The organism is Pseudomonas sp. LBUM1649 (genome assembly GCF_059716155.1).
Genome location: NZ_CP166807.1, coordinates 4,752,501 through 4,767,319 on the forward strand (window position 1 = coordinate 4,752,501; position 14,819 = coordinate 4,767,319).

Consider the following 14,819-nt stretch of genomic DNA (forward strand, 5'->3'; position numbering starts at 1 on the left):
AAACACGGCAAGAAAGGCATCCACATCAACTGTTCGGGGCTATCGTCCTCATGGGAACAGTGCTACACCAGCGCCGCCAACTCGTGCGCCCCCAAGAACTACAAGGTCATCGCCAAATCCGGCGATGCCGTGGAAGAACCGGGTGATTATCTGTTCGGACTCAACCCGGCGGGCTACACCAGCCGCAGCATGATCGTCATCTGCAAATAAGGTGAAGCCACCCGGTCAGGCTCTCGGGCCTGCCAGCTGGCGGCCAATCTCCTCATGGCTGGACTTCAGTACTCTGCGCTGCAGATCCGGCGTGACCAACATTCGCGCCACCACCAATGCACCGATGCATTGCGACAGAATAGCCCAGGCCAGGCTGTCGCTCTCCAGCACCCGCGCCCAACTCTCCTGAAGCTGGCAGATCCAGTGCTCCGCCTGCCGTCGAATCAGTGGATCGGAGCGGGCAATCTCGGCCCCCAATGCCGGTAATGCACAACCGGTTTCCGGGTGCTCGACGTGGGACATGCTCAAGTAGAGCTTCAGGCAACGCTCGAATTTGTCGCGATCCTGATCAGCCCCCAACCGTTCCAGGCTTTGACGCAGCTCACGCTCGACAATGGAAGCGAACAACTCGTCTTTCGACGCAAAGTGACTGTAGAACGCGCCACCACTCAAGCCAATGGCTTTCATCAAACCGTCGACACCCACCGTGGCAAAACCGGATTGCTTGGCCGACACAGCGCTGCTTTGCAGCAGTTTCTCTCGGGTTTCCAGTTTGTGATTGGCCGAATAACGCATTGCCCTTCCCTCAGGTTCGATCATCTTGACGCCTGTCGAATCGTAGCATAACGTGAGTTTAGTTAACGATCGTTTACTAAAGGGGTCCAGGCAATGAATAACAACAAGGTCGTACTGGTTGTCGGTGCGGGAGATGCCACGGGTGGCGCCATTGCCAAACGGTTTGCACAGGAGGGATACGTTGCCTGTGTGACCCGTCGCAGCGCGGACAAACTCCAGCCTCTGGTCGATGCCATCAGGGCCGGCGGCGGCGAAGCCCACGGCTTCGCCTGCGATGCCCGCAAAGAAGACGATGTGGTTGCCCTGGTCGAGCAAATCGAAAGCGACATCGGCCCGATCGAAGCACTGGTGTTCAACATCGGCGCCAACGTGCCATGCAGCATTCTCGAAGAAACCGCCCGCAAGTATTTCAAAATCTGGGAAATGGCCTGTTTCTCAGGCTTTCTCAATGGCCGGGAAGTGGCCAAGCGCATGGCCAAGCGGCAACGGGGCACTATCCTGTTCACCGGCGCCACCGCCGGTTTGCGCGGTGCTGCAGGGTTTGCCGCGTTTGCCGGCGCCAAGCACGGGATCCGGGCGCTGGCACAAAGCATGGCTCGCGAACTCGGGCCGATGAACATTCATGTCGCCCACGTCGTGGTCGACGGCGCCATCGATACCGATTTCATCCGTGACAACTTCCCCGAGAAGTATGCAACCAAGGACCAGGACGGCATTCTCGACCCCGAGCACATCGCCGAGAACTATTGGTACCTGCACAGCCAGCCCCGCGACGCCTGGACCTTCGAGCTGGACCTGCGCCCCTGGAGCGAACGCTGGTAATCCCTCCCCTACAACAACAAAAAGAGTGCATCGACCATGAGCAAAACCGTGGAGTTCTATTTCGACCTGGGCAGCCCCGCCACCTACCTGGCATATACCCAGCTACCGAAGATCTGTGAGCAGACCGACAGCCAGCTGATCTACGTGCCAATCCTGCTCGGCGGCGTGTTCAAAGCCACCGGCAACGCCTCCCCGGCGACCATCCCTGCCAAGGGCCGTTACATGTTCATAGACCTGGATCGGTACGCCAAACGCTACGGTGTGCCATTGAAAATCAACCCGCACTTCCCGATCAACACACTGGTGCTCATGCGTGCCGTAACAGGCGTGCAGTTGCGTCACCCTGAGCGCTTTGCCGCGTTCATCGATTGCCTGTTCAAGGCACTGTGGATCGAAGGTCGCAACCTCAATGATCCGGCCACTGTTGGGGCAGTACTGAGCGAAAACGGTTTCGACCCAGAAGAAATTCTGGCCCTGAGCGCCGATGAAGAGGTCAAAACCGCCCTCAAGGAAGCCACCGAAAAAGCGGTGCAACGCGGTGTATTCGGTGCACCGAGCATGTTTGTCGGTGATCAGCTGTTCTTCGGCCAGGATCGACTGGACTTTGTCATCGAAGCCCTGAGTTAAAACCCGCGGACCAGATCGACAACATGAGCCGGGCGCTGGAGACAGCGCCCGGGCTACATCCGGTCAAACAGCCGCAGTACGCGTGTTCAACCACTCCAGGGCAGCGCCGTCGAGCAACGGGCTCAAACGCTCGCGCACTTCGGCGTGGTAAGCGTTGAACCAGTTCTTTTCCTCTTCGCTCAGCAGCGAGGTTTCCAGGCAGCGCGTGTCGATCGGGCACAGGGTCAGGGTTTCGAACTTGAGGAATTCGCCGAATTCGCTGCTGCCTGCCTCGCGGTTCATCGCCAGGTTCTCGATGCGCACACCCCAGCGGCCTGGACGGTAAGTGCCAGGTTCGATGGATGTGATCATGCCTGGCAGCATGGCGGTTTGCGGCGCGGGTGCGGCCTGATAGGCAATGACCTGCGGACCTTCGTGAACGTTGAGGAAGTAACCGACGCCGTGACCGGTGCCGTGACCATAGTCGACGCTTTCGGCCCAGATCGGCGCCCGGGCGATGGCGTCCAGCAGTGGCGACAGGATACCTTTGGGGAATTGCGCACGGGACAGGGCGATCACGCCCTTGAGCACGCGGGTGCAATCGCGTTTCTGCTCGCTGGTCGGTGTGCCGACCGCCACCATCCGCGTGATGTCGGTGGTGCCGCCCAGGTACTGACCGCCAGAATCGATCAACAACAAGCCGTCACCTTCGATCACCGCGTGCTCTTCTTCGGTGGCGTGGTAATGGGGCATGGCGCCGTTGGCGTTGAATGCGGCAATGGTGTTGAAGCTCAGCGACACGTAACCCGGCCGGCGCTCACGCGCTGCGGTCAGTTTTTCGTCGATGGTCAGTTCGGTAATACGCTCACGGCCCCAGGCCGATTCGAGCCAGGTGAAGAATTCGCACAGCGCTGCGCCGTCCTGCTCCATGGCCTGGCGGATGTGTTCGGCGTCAGCCAGGCTCTTCTGGGACTTGGCCAGGGTGGTCGGATTCAGGCCTTCGAGCAGTTTGACACCGCTATCGAGGTTATCCAGCAGGCCCGCCGTCACCCGCGCCGGATCGACCAGCAAGCTCGTCCCTGTCGGAACCGCGCGCAGGGCGTCAGCTACTTCGGTGTAATCGCGCAAGGTCACGCCGTCCTGTTCCAGGACCGCACGCAACTGCGCATCGACCTTGCTCAGCGCTACGAACAGCGTCGCCTGCTGCTGGCTGATCAAGGCGAAAGAAACGAACACCGGGTTGAACGACACATCGCCGCCACGCAGGTTGAACAGCCAGGCGATGTCATCCAGGGTGGCGATGAAATGCCAGTCGGCACCACGTGCCTGCAGGGTTTCGCGCAGCCTGGCGAGTTTTTCGCCGCGGCTGACGGTGGCTTGTGGCGGCAAGTGTTGATAGATCGCTTCGTTCGGCAGGCTCGGGCGGTCGCTCCAGACTTCGCTCAACAGGTCGATATCGGTGCGCAGGCGTGCGCCGCGCTCCTCAAGCTTGCTGCCCAGCGTGCGAGCGGAAGCCACGGCCATCACCGCGCCATCGACCGCGACCACGCCGCCTTGCGGGGTTTGCTCGGCCAGCCAGTCCAGCGGCCCGGGTTGTCCCGGTTGCAGCTTGACCAGCTCGATGCCACTGCCGTTGAGTTCCTTGCTCGCTTGTTCCCAATAACGGCTGTCGGCCCAGACGCCGGCGAAATCCGCGGTAACGATCAGGGTGCCGACCGAACCATGGAAACCCGACAACCATTGACGCCCTTGCCAGTAACCCGGCAGATATTCGGACAGGTGGGGATCGGCCGACGGCACCAGCAAGGCATGGATGCCCTCCCGGCTCATCAGCTCGCGGGTTTGCGCCAGGCGCTGGGGCACTGACCCGGTGATCGTAAACTGCGTATTCATCGTGACTCCTGCTAACCACTCGTCATTATTGTTCAGTGCCGATCAAGGTCGGCGCTTTGTTGCCCTATTGCCAGAATGCCGGAGCACTGGCGCAGGCGGTTTTAATCAGCTGTACCGCTTGATCGACATCCTGTTCGGTGGTGAAACGGCCCAGGCTCAAGCGAATGGTGCGACTCGCCGTGCGGGCATCATGCCCCAGGGCCAGCAGCACATGGGATGGCGCATTGCTGGCGGAATTACAGGCCGAGGTCGCGGAAAACGCCATCGAGGCGAGCAACGTCGCCGAGTTGAATTCGCCTTCACTGAAGGTCAGGCTCAACGTATGCGGGATGCGTTGAGTCACGCTGCCATTAAGCCGCACGCCCGGTATGCTCAGCAATTGTTCAAGCAGGCGTTCGCGCAGATGCACGATCATGGCCTTTTCTTCATCGAACGATGCCGCGGCCAAGGCAAAGGCCGCGCCCATCGCGGCAATCTGGTGGGTCGCCAAGGTGCCGGAACGCAGGCCGCCTTCATGACCGCCGCCGTGGATCTGCGCCAGAAGGCGCTGGTGCGCACGCGGGCCGACATACAGCGCGCCGATGCCTTTGGGGCCATAGAGCTTGTGCGCCGAGAAGGACATCAGGTCCACCGGCCACTGCGCCAGGTCGATCGCCACCTTGCCCGCGCCTTGCGCCGCGTCGACATGAAACAACGCGTTACGCCCACGCACCACCTGGCCGATGGCCGGGATGTCGTTGACCGTGCCGAGTTCATTATTGACCAGCATCAGCGACACCAGGAAGGTGTCCTCGCGCATGGCTTCGCTCACCGCTTGCGCGGTGATCAGGCCATCGGCGTCCGGCACCAGGTACGTCACCGCCACGCCGCTGTCCTGCAACTGCCTGGCGGTGTCGATGATGGCCTTGTGTTCAATCTGGCTGGTGATGATGTGGCCGCAGGCCGAGCCGCGTGCCTGGGCAACACCCTTGAGGGCAAGGTTGTTGGATTCGGTGGCACCTGAGGTCCAGACGATCCGTTCCGGCATGGCGCCGACCAGTTCGGCGACCTGGCGTCGCGCCTGCTCGACCGATTGCCGGGCCTGTTGGCCAAAGGCGTGGGAGCTGGAGGCCGGATTGCCGAAGTTACCATCAAAGCCCAGACACTCGACCATGATCTTGATGACTCGCTCATCCACCGGCGTGGTGGCGGCGTAGTCGAAATACAGCGGACGTTTATTCATAAAAGACTCGCAGAGCGTGTTCCGGGATCAGGAGGCTCATGACTGCAAACGGCGAAACGCAGCCTTTTGAGCTGCGTGCGGTTTTCAGAAGGTTACCAATACCTGATCGGATGCCGTTAAAGAAGAACAACTTCATTTAAAAGTGCGTCGGAACGCTCCTGAAAAGCCAGCTTAACAGGCATCGGGCAAGCGGTTGAAGCGATGCGTCAGCTAAAGCTATCGAGCAATATCGGATACAGCGACGCCACCAGCAGCGCGGCCATGCCCCAGTTGAACAGGCGCAACCAGCGCCGGTCCTTGAGAACGTTGCGCAACAACGTGCCGCAGGCGGCCCAGACACCGACGCTCGGCAGGTTGATCAGGGCGAACACCGCGGCAATCACAATCACGTTGGTGAAATAGCCCTGCATCGGTGTGTAGGTGCTGATGGCACCGATGGCCATGATCCAGGCCTTGGGATTGACCCACTGGAACGCGGCGGCGCCCAGGTAGCTGATCGGCTTGGCCTCGCCTTTCCCGGTGTCCGAGACGGGACCGGAATGGGCGATTTTCCACGCCAGGTACAGCAAGTACGCCGCACCGACGTAGCGCAGCACGGTGTAGAGAACAGGATAAGCCTGGAACACCGCGCCCAGCCCTAATCCCACTGCCACGACCAGCACGAAGAATCCGCAGGTGATGCCCAGCATGTGGGGGATGGTCCGCTGAAAGCCGAAGTTCACCCCGGATGCCAGCAACATGGTGTTGTTCGGACCGGGTGTGATCGAGGTGACGAGGGCAAACAGGGCAAAGGCCAGCAGCAGATCGAGTGAGAGTGTCATGGGTGGCAGTCCATCGGGGTCAGTCAGGTATTGACCCTATCGCGAACGCTCAGGGAAACCCATGGACAGTTAGGCGAAAGTTCGAGCAGTACAGTCTTGGCTCAGCTCTGGCGACCGTGCAGCTGTACAGCTCGCTCGGCGTTCATTTCGCCCTGCTTGTCGAAGCCAACGGCTTTTTGTGGCTCGCCGAGCAATTCGGCTTTTTTCGCGTGGTATTCGTCGAAGGACAAGCTACGACGATTCAGTGCTTCCAGCGCCAGCTCCCGGGTTTCTTCAGCGGTGTAGGGGCGCAATTCCGGGGAAACATGGCTGGCACATCCGGCAAGTACAGAGACCGCGAGCAGCAAGAAAGTGGCGATTAGAGGTTTCATCTTCGGCGTCCTGGCATCGGGTTCGGGGCAATGAACACAGGCTACTCGCGCCTTTGCCCAAGCAGAAATCAACGCTCTCGATAGTCGCTATCGGGTTTTTCTGATGCAGCTCTTGCAGCCCTCGGATTGGTACAACTCTTGCTCAACCCGGTGACTACTCACTGCTCGCTGAGCAACTGTTTAAAAAGGAACCGATCATGTCGCGTCCATTGAAAGTCGTTGCCCTCTCCGGTGGTACCTGGCGCCCTTCGCGCACCCTGGTGCTGACCCAAGCGATTTTGGCGCAATTGGCCGAGCAACTGCCGATCGACAGCAAGCTGATCGAACTGGGTGACATTGCCCGGCCACTGGGCGCGGCGCTGTCCCGTCAGGAATTGGCTGCGGACGTCGAAGCCGAACTGCAAGTGATCGAAAACGCCGACTTGCTGATCGTTGCCGCGCCGGTTTATCGAGGCTCCTACCCGGGCCTGCTCAAGCACCTGTTCGATCTGATCGACCTGAACGCGCTGATCGACACACCGGTTCTGCTGGCCGCAACCGGTGGCAGCGACCGTCACGCGCTGGTGCTCGATCATCAACTGCGGCCACTGTTCAGTTTCTTCCAGGCGTTGACCTTGCCGATTGGTGTGTATGCCACCGAAGCCGATTTCTTCAACTACCAAATAACCAGTGAGCCCTTGAAGGCGCGCATTCGTCTTGCTGCAGAACGCGCGGCGCCGTTGTTCGGCGTGCACCCTAACAAACTGCTGAAAATCGCTTAAGGATTTTTTCATGGATGTTTTCTGGTTTCTGCCGACCCACGGCGACGGCCATTACTTGGGCACCACTCAAGGCGCACGCCCGGTAACGCTCAATTATCTGAAACAGGTGGCCCAGGCTGCGGACAGCCCCGGTTACCACGGTGTGTTGATCCCCACCGGGCGCTCCTGCGAAGACTCGTGGGTGATCGCTTCGGCGCTGGTGCCGCTGACCGAACGCTTGCGGTATCTGGTGGCCATTCGGCCCGGGATCATCTCGCCGACCGTGTCGGCGCGCATGGCCGCGACCCTGGATCGACTGAGGTCAACGGCGCATGGCTGCACTGCATGACGGACGTCGTGACAACCTGGATATCTCGCCCCACCTGTGGGCCGGTGTCGGCCTGGTGCGTGGCGGTGCGGGGACGGCGCTGGTGGGCGATCCGCAGCAGGTGGCGGCGCGGATCAAGGAGTATGCCGACCTGGGAATCGAAAGTTTCATCTTCTCCGGCTACCCGCACCTCGAAGAGGCCTATCGCTTTGCCGAACTGGTGTTCCCGCTGTTGCCCGAACCGTACGCCAGCCTGACCGGCCGCGGTGTCACCAACCTCACCGGGCCGGTTGGGGAAATGATCGCTAACGACGTGTTGCCCGAGAAAGCCAAAGCCTGACGCCGATCCTGTAGGAGCTGCCGCAGGCTGCGATCTTTTGACTTTGAAGATCAATATCAAAAGATCGCAGCCTCGCTTCACTCGTCAGCTCCTACAGGGTTCCGACATAACCAAAGGAATTTCCCGCGTGACTGCCAAACCGCAAAGCGCCCTGATATCCCCGTTGCAGACAGCCCGCCAATTGGCCGCGAGTTTGCCTTGACCGCCGTCGAGCGCGACGAACGCGGCGGTACGCCCAAGGCCGAGCGTGATGCCCTACGCCAAAGCGGCCTGCTCGCGTTAAGTATTCCCACCCAGTTCGGCGGCCTCGGCGCCCACTGGAGTGAAACCCTGGCCATCGTCCGTGAGTTCGCCAAGGTCGACAGTTCGATTGCCCATGTTTTCGGTTTCCATCACCTGATGCTCGCCACCGTGCGCCTGTTCGCCCGGCCCGAGCAATGGCAGCCGTGGTTTGAACAAACCGCACGCAAGAACTGGTTCTGGGGCAATGCCCTCAACCCGCTGGACACCCGCACCGTGGTGAAAAACCTTGGCGGCTGGCCTGAGTTTTCCGGCAAGAAAAGTTTCTGCTCCGGCGCCAGCGATTCAGAAATGTTGATCGCCTCGGCGGTGGACGAAAACGCCGGTGGCAAGCTGTTGATCGCCGCCATTCCCAGCGGTCGCAGCGGCATCACCCTGCACAACGACTGGAACAACATCGGTCAGCGCCAGACCGACAGTGGCAGCGCCACCTTCGAACGGGTGCGGGTCGAAGAGTCGGAACTGCTGCTCGATCCGGGTCCGTTGAGTACACCCTTCGCCGGCCTGGGCCAAAGGCCCGAACCTCAGCGCCGAAGAACGCGGGCATCTCGCGCCACCGCCATCGCCACGGCCAAGGTCGCGGCAACGCGCAATGGTGCCCCATGCAACTGCTGACCTTACCGCCCTCGCCCGCTCTGGCCACGTCGATCCGCGCCACGGCGCAGGTCTTCGGCGGCCTATCGTTTCAGCCACTACAACCAGGTGCACACCGCCGCCCTGCTGGGGCTGAGCCGCAACGTGACCCGCACGCGCCTGATCAAGATCGGTGAACTGGCGGTCAACAAACGCCGGCCCACGGAAAACATTCAGGGCGAGCGGTTGATGCAGCTGTCGATCTAACCCAGCAGATTGCAGTGCAACGCGTGGTCGTGGCTGCGTTCCAGGCTGTGCAGCACCTGGAACGAGCCAAAGGTCACGGTCTTCGCCTGATGGGCGCGAATCAATTGCCAGAAATCCTGTTCCCCGCTTTCAAACGCCTGAAACGCCGCCTCCCCCGCCTCGCGGGTTTGCCATTGCAGGTAATTGAGCACCCGCCGGCCGTCTTCGCTGGCCTGGATGCTGGCACTCAGAAAACCGCTGTGGTGCTGGGCCAGACGCTCGGTCTGCTGCGACAGCGCCGATACCAGCGCCGGTTGTTGCTGCGGTTCGATTTCGAATTCGATCAGTTGGGTGAAGCTGCGATGTTTCGCTGGCGCGTGCATGGATAGTCCCCACTCTGTTGCAAGGCGAATCTTGCGATCCGAAGGCATGCAGGGTAAAACCTCCAGTTAAGTAAAGGTCAAGAGGCATTTTTTAAATGATCACCTCGCAAAACCTGCATAAAGAACTCAGCGTCGGCCAATTGGCCGCCCGCAGCGGCGTCGCGGTCACGGCGCTGCACTTTTATGAATCCAAGGGATTGATCAAGAGCAACCGCAATCAGGGCAACCAGCGACGCTATCCACGGGAAGTGTTGCGGCGGGTGGCATTGATCAAGGTGGCCCAGCGGCTGGGCATTCCGTTGGCGGAGATTGGCGAGGCGCTCAAATCCCTGCCGGATAACCGCGCCCCCACGGCGGCGGACTGGAAGCTGTTGTCAGCGCAGTGGAGTCGGGATCTGGATGAGCGGATCAATCAGCTGACGTTGTTGCGGGACAAGTTGAATGGCTGCATTGGTTGCGGCTGTTTGTCGATGGAGGCGTGTCCGTTGCGTAATTTTGGTGATGTGTTGGGGGAGCAAGGGTCGGGGGCGCAGCTGCTGGAGCCGAGTTGATTACATACCTGTGGCGAGGGGATTTATCCCCGCTGGGCTGCACAGCGGCCCCAAAAAATGGGCCTGCTGCGCAGTCCAACGGGGATAAATCCCCTCGCCACAACCCATTACGGTTAGAACCCCGGCGCAATCTGGCCTTTGTAGCGGGTCAGGATGAACTGCCGCACCTCATCGGAGTTCAACACCTTGGCCAGTTTCTGCAGGCCCGGGTCGTTGATGTTGTCCGGCCGTGCCACCAGGAACTCGATGTACAGGCTCTTGCCCTTCTCCACGATCAAGGCATTGTTGGTATCGATCCCGGCTTCCAGGGCGTAGTTGGCGAAGACGAACGCCAGGTCGACCTGACTCACCGAACGCGCCAGCAATGCGCCTTCCAGTTCACGGATTTTCAGGTGTTTGGGGTTTTCAACGATGTCCCGTTGGGTCGCCAGGGTGTTGCTTGGGTCCTTGAGTTTGATCAGACCCGCTTCGTGCAAGAGCACCAGGGCTCGGCCGGTGTTGACCGGGTCGTTGGGGATTGAAACGGTGCACCGTCCTTGAGCTCGGCGATGTTTTTGATCCTGGTCGAATAAGCACCGAACGGCTCGATGTGCACGCCCACCACCGGCACCAGGTCGGTGTGACGGGTCTTGTTGTAGTCATCGAGAAACGGCCGGTACTGGTAATATTCAACTGGGCGAACGGGACGGCCAGGGTCGGGTTTTCGTAGGAGCGATACGTCGGAACAGGTTGAACGCCGCGACGTGCAGATTCTCGGCCAAAACGGTGCCGCTGGAGGTGGTGCGCTGACCAATGCTGTCCCAGTCGTCGACAATCACCAGGCCTGGTGTGCCGCGCTCGACGAAGGCCAACTGGCCCTTCTGCTCTTCATCCAGCGCCAGCACCGCCAGCCAGTGGGCATACAGCGACCCGGTGCAGTAACCCTTGCGTCCATTGATCACATGACCGTCGCCGTAACGGCGGATGGTCGCCTGAATGTCCTGCACGTTTTTGCCGCCGGTTTCCGACAAGGCGTTGGCAAAGCGATGCGGTCGCGTTCCGCATCCTGCTCCAGCAGGATCGCGGCGACCTGTTCAGCCACCTGCAGCGCTTCGGCTTCGTCGGCGATCCGGTGGGCGGCCTGCGGGTTGATCGGATAAACGGCAGATTGGGACATACAAGACTCTCGATACCAGTATTTATCGAAGGTCATTGCAGCTTCTGTGCCTGACGGCGTGGGCCAATGTTTTAAGGGGCTTCTTGGGATTTCCGGGGAATTTAGCGTAACGAAGACAAGCAATCTGTTGCTTCACTGTTGATGGCTGAACAGTGACGTGCGCTCCGGAATCCCCTGCTGGAGCTGCCGCAGGCGGCGATCTTTTTGTGAACTTGAAACATGCTGAAGATCAAATCAAAAGATCGCAGCCTTCGGCAGCTCCTACAATTGTTCGGCTGGAGAGCGATCTTCAATCCATAACAAAAAGAGGGAGAACCATCATGAGCGTTAAACCCATTCCAGAGGGTTATCACAGCATCACCCCGTACCTGGGCATTCAAAAAGCGGCTGAAGCCATCGACTTCTACAAAAAAGCCTTCGGCGCCATCGAGGTCATGCGCCTGGCCATGCCCGACGGCGGCATCGGCCACGCTGAACTGCGCATTGGCGACTGCCCGATCATGCTCGGCACTCCGTGCGATCAAGGGCCGCTGAGCAATCCGGACAACTCACCGTCGGTGGGCCTGCATTTGTACGTGACCGATGTGGACAGGTCTTACAAACAGGCTATCGATGCTGGCGGCATCGTGGTTTCCGAGGTCAAGGATCAGTTTTACGGCGACCGTTCAGGGACCTTGAAGGATCCCTATGGGCATATGTGGTTTCTGGCCTCGCGCAAAGAGGATCTGACCCAGGAGCAGATCGAGCAGCGGGCGAAGGAGATGTTCCAGCAAGGGTGACATCTGCGGGGCCTGAGCGGGCCTCTTCGTCGGAACGCCGCCCGGAGTTCCGACGATGGCCTGGCGAAACACGAAACATTTTCTTTCATATCACCCTTCGGGATTTCGGGTGCTCATCCGTCCTATATAGATGCAGTCCTGTTGCGTAGGCAAAAGCCACGACCGGACCTTCCATTGGCCTCATGGCTGCGAAGCCGTAGTAGAGGCCTTTTCATCGATATAAGACCCTTATTCATGTCGAAGAAATCCCGTTCAAAAATCTGGTTCCTGGTCCATAGCTGGCTGGCACTGCCGATCTGGTTTTTCGTCCTGATCGTCTGTGTGACCGGCACGCTGGCGGTGGTCAGCCAGGAGATCGTCTGGCTGGCTAATCCGCAAATGCGCGCCAGCCAGCCTGCGGACGATGCGCCGCGGCTCAATTACGACCAGGTCGTCGCCGCGATCAAGCAAGCCGAACCCGACATCATCGTCGACAGCATCAGCCGCCCCGACGAAGCGCATTTCGCGCTGGACGTCAGCGTCACCTACCCCGACGGGCGTGCGTTGACGGTGTACGTCAACCCTTACACCGGTGCCATTCAGGGCCCCGCTCCGCAATTCAACTTCCAGGCGTTCACGCGTGCCCTGCACGGCTGGTGGCTGGTGCCGTTCACCAACGGCTACAGCTGGGGCTGGTACCTGGTGTCGTTCCTCAGCCTGCCGATGCTGGCCTCCCTGGTGACCGGGCTGGTGGTGTACAAGCGCTTCTGGAAAGGCTTTTTCCGGCCAACCCTGCGCATTCGCCATGGCGCCCGGATTTTCTGGGGAGATTTCCACCGTCTCAGCGGCATCTGGTCGATCTGGTTCATCGCGGTCATTTCCGTCACCAGCACCTGGTTCCTGATCGAAGCGTTCATGTTCGATAACCAGATTTCCATCTCCACCGCGCCGGTGGCTGCCGTGGTCCCGCGTGAAAGCGTGCCGCTCACCACCGATGGATCGCCCACTCCGATGATCAGCCTGCAGGCGGCGATCCGCGAGGCCAAGGAGCGTATTCCGGGGCTCGACGAGAGCTTTGTCAGTATGCCGGCCAATGCCTACAGCTACCTGTCGGTGGGCGGGCGCAGTTGGTATCCGCTGATGTTCCAGACCGCCGACATCAACCCGTACACCGGCGAAGTCGCCGCCACGCGCCTGCTGTCGGACCGCTCGGGCCTTGAGTTCGTGACCGAATCCATGCGTCCGCTGCACACCGGTGATTTCGGCGGTATCTGGATCAAGCTGATCTGGTGCTTCTTCGGCCTGCTGTTGAGCATGATGGTGCTCAGCGGCCTGTTGATCTGGACCAAGCGCACCGCCCTGGCCACGGCCAACGCCCTCAAGCGCAGCAACAAACGCCCACGCATCGAGCCTGCTACGGCCAGCAGCGGTGAAACCACGGAGGTCAGCCAATGAGCCAGGTCGCGACTCAAGCACCCCGTTTGACGCTGAGCCGCTTCTGGCACAAATGGCGTTTCCACATCAACGTCCTGCTGTTGCTGGTGCCGCTGGGTTTCATGCCCAAATATTTCGCCGATGCCGCGCTGTTTCGCGGTGACACGGGCCTGGGCGAGCGGGAAATCGGCGAAGTCCAGGTCGGACCCTGGAGCCTGCGCCTGGCCGAACTTCGTAACGAAGCACCACGGCCCGATGGTCCGGCCGGCTACATGAAGAGCTTCAACGCCGCGCTGTGCGACAGCTGCCGCGAGCAGGTCAAGGCGACTTACCTGCGCATCGGCAAGCCACGCAGCCTGCGCGCCGCCGGGGTGATTTTCTTCGGCACGCCCTACCGCATGGGCGCCATGCTGCCGGTCCCGGAAAAAACCAAGGCCGACGCCGAACTGTGGATCACCATGGAAGGTTGGGACGGCTCCATGCATCAGGCATCCATTCCTCTGAGCCAGGCCTCCCCCGCCACTCTCGCCTGGCTGTCCACCCAAGGAGGCAAACCATGATCAAACCTATCCGCCCGTTGAGCGCCGCGTTGCTGGTGCTCTGTGCCGGCTTCAGCGCCAGCGCCCTGGCCCACAACCCGATGTGCGAATGCAAGGCCATCGACGCCGAGCAGATCAAGTGCACCGGCGGTTTTTCCGACGGCAGTGGTGCACCGGGCGTGACCCTGGACGTGATCGGCTACGACGAAACCATTCTGGTGCCGGGCAAGCTCGGGGCCGATTCGACCTTGACCTTCAAGAAGCCCGGGGCCGAGTTCTATGTGCTGTTCGACGCAGGCCCCGGCCATGTGGTCGAGATCGACCAGGCGGACATCGAAAGCCCATGAGTACGCCAACCAGCCAAATCGTCCGCCCGGCCGGTGCCGGCCATGAAACCCTCTACGTATTGCTGTTGTGCCTGATGATCCTGGCGGTGGCCGGTTCGGTGGTCGCCTGGCGCGGCGAGTCGCAGCAAGTGAGCAGCGTTAACAGCCATCAACTGGATGCCCGCCGCGATCTGAGCGCGTCCGAACAAGGTATCTACGCCGATTTGCGCGTGACGCTGGATGAGATTCACTTGTTGCGCCAGGAACAACACAGCCTGCCGACACCTGAAACCCTCGCCGATGAAGGCTTTGCACCCTTTGCCAAGGACGCCAGCTCAGTTAGCCGGGGTGGCCATGCCTGGCAGTTGCTCGACACCAAGGCGTACTTCGGACAGAGCCAGAGCGCCACCGTGGCCGGCTCGTTCCTGATGCGCCTGAGTGCAGACGACGACGCCCCGGACATCTGGCTCAACCGCGCCACCGACCTCGAGGCTCCTGCCGACCTCAGCGATGCCGCGCTCGAAGGCGCCGGCTGGCAGCAGATCGTCGCGCAATTCGATGCCGGCGTGACCCGCCAGCACCGGCACTGAATCCTCGCCTTCATCCGAGAGAAGACCGCTTTCC

The 14,819-nt window shown here is 60.6% G+C and carries 16 protein-coding genes and 5 pseudogenes (1 of these 21 only partly in view); 13 read left to right on the forward strand and 8 right to left on the reverse strand.

Translation table 11 applies throughout. The features are described from left to right. Positions 1 to 210, forward strand: partial view of a hypothetical protein gene (locus ACA058_RS21920; RefSeq protein ID WP_497635868.1) — the 3' portion only. 72 nt of this gene lie to the left of the window's left edge; only the last 210 of its 282 coding nucleotides appear in the window; its start codon lies beyond the left edge, outside the window; the stop codon is at positions 208 to 210. Between the two features lie 15 nt (positions 211 to 225). Here the strand turns inward: ACA058_RS21920 and ACA058_RS21925 are convergent, their stop codons facing one another. Further along, the gene (locus ACA058_RS21925; protein WP_497639984.1) at positions 226 to 786 is read right to left on the reverse strand and encodes a TetR/AcrR family transcriptional regulator; all 561 of its coding nucleotides are present in this window, start codon (positions 784 to 786) and stop codon (positions 226 to 228) included. Positions 787 to 879: 93 nt separating this feature from the next. Between ACA058_RS21925 and ACA058_RS21930 the strand changes: the two genes are divergently transcribed. Both ACA058_RS21930 and ACA058_RS21935 read left to right on the forward strand, forming a co-directional pair. Continuing rightward, positions 880 to 1,608 carry an SDR family oxidoreductase gene (locus tag ACA058_RS21930; RefSeq protein WP_497635869.1) on the forward strand — a complete coding sequence of 243 codons (729 nt, stop codon included), beginning with the start codon at positions 880 to 882 and terminating at the stop codon, positions 1,606 to 1,608. A gap of 36 nt (positions 1,609 to 1,644) precedes the next feature. Beyond that, the gene (locus ACA058_RS21935) at positions 1,645 to 2,235 is read left to right on the forward strand and encodes a 2-hydroxychromene-2-carboxylate isomerase (RefSeq protein ID WP_497635870.1); all 591 of its coding nucleotides are present in this window, start codon (positions 1,645 to 1,647) and stop codon (positions 2,233 to 2,235) included. Positions 2,236 to 2,298: 63 nt separating this feature from the next. Here ACA058_RS21935 and ACA058_RS21940 read toward each other — a convergent pair whose 3' ends face one another. The 4 genes from ACA058_RS21940 to ACA058_RS21955 all read right to left on the reverse strand — a co-directional run bounded on the left by ACA058_RS21940 (position 2,299) and on the right by ACA058_RS21955 (position 6,521). Next, positions 2,299 to 4,107 carry an aminopeptidase P family protein gene (locus ACA058_RS21940; RefSeq protein ID WP_497635871.1) on the reverse strand — a complete coding sequence of 603 codons (1,809 nt, stop codon included), beginning with the start codon at positions 4,105 to 4,107 and terminating at the stop codon, positions 2,299 to 2,301. A gap of 64 nt (positions 4,108 to 4,171) precedes the next feature. Continuing rightward, complete coding sequence (locus tag ACA058_RS21945) at positions 4,172 to 5,329, reverse strand: aminotransferase class V-fold PLP-dependent enzyme (protein ID WP_497635872.1); 1,158 nt, start codon at positions 5,327 to 5,329, stop codon at positions 4,172 to 4,174. Between the two features lie 206 nt (positions 5,330 to 5,535). Then, entirely contained in the window at positions 5,536 to 6,150 is a 615-nt protein-coding gene (locus ACA058_RS21950) for a LysE family translocator (protein WP_497635873.1), read from the reverse strand. A gap of 101 nt (positions 6,151 to 6,251) precedes the next feature. Next, positions 6,252 to 6,521 (reverse strand): hypothetical protein, encoded by a 270-nt coding sequence (locus tag ACA058_RS21955; protein WP_497635874.1) that lies wholly within the window; start codon positions 6,519 to 6,521, stop codon positions 6,252 to 6,254. Between the two features lie 197 nt (positions 6,522 to 6,718). Here ACA058_RS21955 and msuE point away from each other — a divergent pair, with 197 nt between their 5' ends. From msuE to ACA058_RS21975, 4 genes and pseudogenes are all read left to right on the forward strand, one after another. Next, positions 6,719 to 7,282 carry an FMN reductase gene (msuE, locus tag ACA058_RS21960; RefSeq protein WP_497635875.1) on the forward strand — a complete coding sequence of 188 codons (564 nt, stop codon included), beginning with the start codon at positions 6,719 to 6,721 and terminating at the stop codon, positions 7,280 to 7,282. 10 nt (positions 7,283 to 7,292) lie between these two features. After that, positions 7,293 to 7,929 (forward strand): annotated as a pseudogene (locus tag ACA058_RS21965) (LLM class flavin-dependent oxidoreductase). A 127-nt stretch (positions 7,930 to 8,056) separates the two neighbouring features. Beyond that, positions 8,057 to 8,736: pseudogene (locus ACA058_RS21970) on the forward strand (acyl-CoA dehydrogenase family protein); the annotation flags it as partial. 165 nt (positions 8,737 to 8,901) lie between these two features. Then, positions 8,902 to 9,069 (forward strand): annotated as a pseudogene (locus ACA058_RS21975) (sigma-54-dependent Fis family transcriptional regulator); the annotation flags it as partial. Here ACA058_RS21975 and ACA058_RS21980 read toward each other — a convergent pair. Further along, the gene (locus ACA058_RS21980; RefSeq protein WP_497635876.1) at positions 9,066 to 9,431 is read right to left on the reverse strand and encodes an antibiotic biosynthesis monooxygenase; all 366 of its coding nucleotides are present in this window, start codon (positions 9,429 to 9,431) and stop codon (positions 9,066 to 9,068) included. The pseudogene ACA058_RS21975 and the gene ACA058_RS21980 sit on opposite strands and share 4 nt — an antisense overlap. Before the next feature lie 95 nt (positions 9,432 to 9,526). Here ACA058_RS21980 and soxR point away from each other — a divergent pair, with 95 nt between their 5' ends. Further along, positions 9,527 to 9,982, forward strand: a complete 456-nt coding sequence (gene soxR / locus ACA058_RS21985) for a redox-sensitive transcriptional activator SoxR (RefSeq protein ID WP_497635877.1) — start codon at positions 9,527 to 9,529, stop codon at positions 9,980 to 9,982. A gap of 113 nt (positions 9,983 to 10,095) precedes the next feature. Here soxR and ACA058_RS21990 read toward each other — a convergent pair. Together ACA058_RS21990 and ACA058_RS21995 are read right to left on the reverse strand one after the other, a co-directional pair. After that, positions 10,096 to 10,649: pseudogene (locus tag ACA058_RS21990) on the reverse strand (MetQ/NlpA family ABC transporter substrate-binding protein); the annotation flags it as partial. 2 nt (positions 10,650 to 10,651) lie between these two features. Then, positions 10,652 to 11,138: pseudogene (locus ACA058_RS21995) on the reverse strand (acyl-CoA dehydrogenase family protein); the annotation flags it as partial. Positions 11,139 to 11,458: 320 nt separating this feature from the next. Between ACA058_RS21995 and ACA058_RS22000 the strand changes: the two are divergent. From ACA058_RS22000 to ACA058_RS22020, 5 genes are all read left to right on the forward strand, one after another. After that, positions 11,459 to 11,917, forward strand: coding sequence for a VOC family protein (locus ACA058_RS22000; protein WP_497635878.1), 459 nt, complete (start codon positions 11,459 to 11,461; stop codon positions 11,915 to 11,917). 234 nt (positions 11,918 to 12,151) lie between these two features. Continuing rightward, positions 12,152 to 13,351 (forward strand): PepSY-associated TM helix domain-containing protein, encoded by a 1,200-nt coding sequence (locus tag ACA058_RS22005; protein ID WP_497635879.1) that lies wholly within the window; start codon positions 12,152 to 12,154, stop codon positions 13,349 to 13,351. Further along, positions 13,348 to 13,890 carry a PA2404 family protein gene (locus ACA058_RS22010; protein WP_497635880.1) on the forward strand — a complete coding sequence of 181 codons (543 nt, stop codon included), beginning with the start codon at positions 13,348 to 13,350 and terminating at the stop codon, positions 13,888 to 13,890. The genes ACA058_RS22005 and ACA058_RS22010 overlap by 4 nt, the downstream gene beginning before the upstream one ends. After that, positions 13,887 to 14,216 carry a hypothetical protein gene (locus ACA058_RS22015; RefSeq protein WP_497635881.1) on the forward strand — a complete coding sequence of 110 codons (330 nt, stop codon included), beginning with the start codon at positions 13,887 to 13,889 and terminating at the stop codon, positions 14,214 to 14,216. The genes ACA058_RS22010 and ACA058_RS22015 overlap by 4 nt, the downstream gene beginning before the upstream one ends. Then, the gene (locus tag ACA058_RS22020) at positions 14,213 to 14,785 is read left to right on the forward strand and encodes a DUF6162 family protein (protein WP_497635882.1); all 573 of its coding nucleotides are present in this window, start codon (positions 14,213 to 14,215) and stop codon (positions 14,783 to 14,785) included. The genes ACA058_RS22015 and ACA058_RS22020 overlap by 4 nt, the downstream gene beginning before the upstream one ends. Positions 14,786 to 14,819 lie beyond the last annotated feature (34 nt).

Excerpts from the sequence above, each read along its gene's own strand:
- ACA058_RS21925 (WP_497639984.1), bottom strand. The coding sequence starts at position 786 with ATGCGTTATTCGGCCAATCACAAACTGGAAACCCGAGAGAAACTGCTG.
- ACA058_RS21930 (WP_497635869.1), top strand. The coding sequence starts at position 880 with ATGAATAACAACAAGGTCGTACTGGTTGTCGGTGCGGGAGATGCCACG.
- ACA058_RS21935 (WP_497635870.1), top strand. The coding sequence starts at position 1,645 with ATGAGCAAAACCGTGGAGTTCTATTTCGACCTGGGCAGCCCCGCCACC.
- ACA058_RS21940 (WP_497635871.1), bottom strand. The coding sequence starts at position 4,107 with ATGAATACGCAGTTTACGATCACCGGGTCAGTGCCCCAGCGCCTGGCG.
- ACA058_RS21945 (WP_497635872.1), bottom strand. The coding sequence starts at position 5,329 with ATGAATAAACGTCCGCTGTATTTCGACTACGCCGCCACCACGCCGGTG.
- ACA058_RS21950 (WP_497635873.1), bottom strand. The coding sequence starts at position 6,150 with ATGACACTCTCACTCGATCTGCTGCTGGCCTTTGCCCTGTTTGCCCTC.
- ACA058_RS21955 (WP_497635874.1), bottom strand. The coding sequence starts at position 6,521 with ATGAAACCTCTAATCGCCACTTTCTTGCTGCTCGCGGTCTCTGTACTT.
- msuE (WP_497635875.1), top strand. The coding sequence starts at position 6,719 with ATGTCGCGTCCATTGAAAGTCGTTGCCCTCTCCGGTGGTACCTGGCGC.
- ACA058_RS21980 (WP_497635876.1), bottom strand. The coding sequence starts at position 9,431 with ATGCACGCGCCAGCGAAACATCGCAGCTTCACCCAACTGATCGAATTC.
- soxR (WP_497635877.1), top strand. The coding sequence starts at position 9,527 with ATGATCACCTCGCAAAACCTGCATAAAGAACTCAGCGTCGGCCAATTG.
- ACA058_RS22000 (WP_497635878.1), top strand. The coding sequence starts at position 11,459 with ATGAGCGTTAAACCCATTCCAGAGGGTTATCACAGCATCACCCCGTAC.
- ACA058_RS22005 (WP_497635879.1), top strand. The coding sequence starts at position 12,152 with ATGTCGAAGAAATCCCGTTCAAAAATCTGGTTCCTGGTCCATAGCTGG.
- ACA058_RS22010 (WP_497635880.1), top strand. The coding sequence starts at position 13,348 with ATGAGCCAGGTCGCGACTCAAGCACCCCGTTTGACGCTGAGCCGCTTC.
- ACA058_RS22015 (WP_497635881.1), top strand. The coding sequence starts at position 13,887 with ATGATCAAACCTATCCGCCCGTTGAGCGCCGCGTTGCTGGTGCTCTGT.
- ACA058_RS22020 (WP_497635882.1), top strand. The coding sequence starts at position 14,213 with ATGAGTACGCCAACCAGCCAAATCGTCCGCCCGGCCGGTGCCGGCCAT.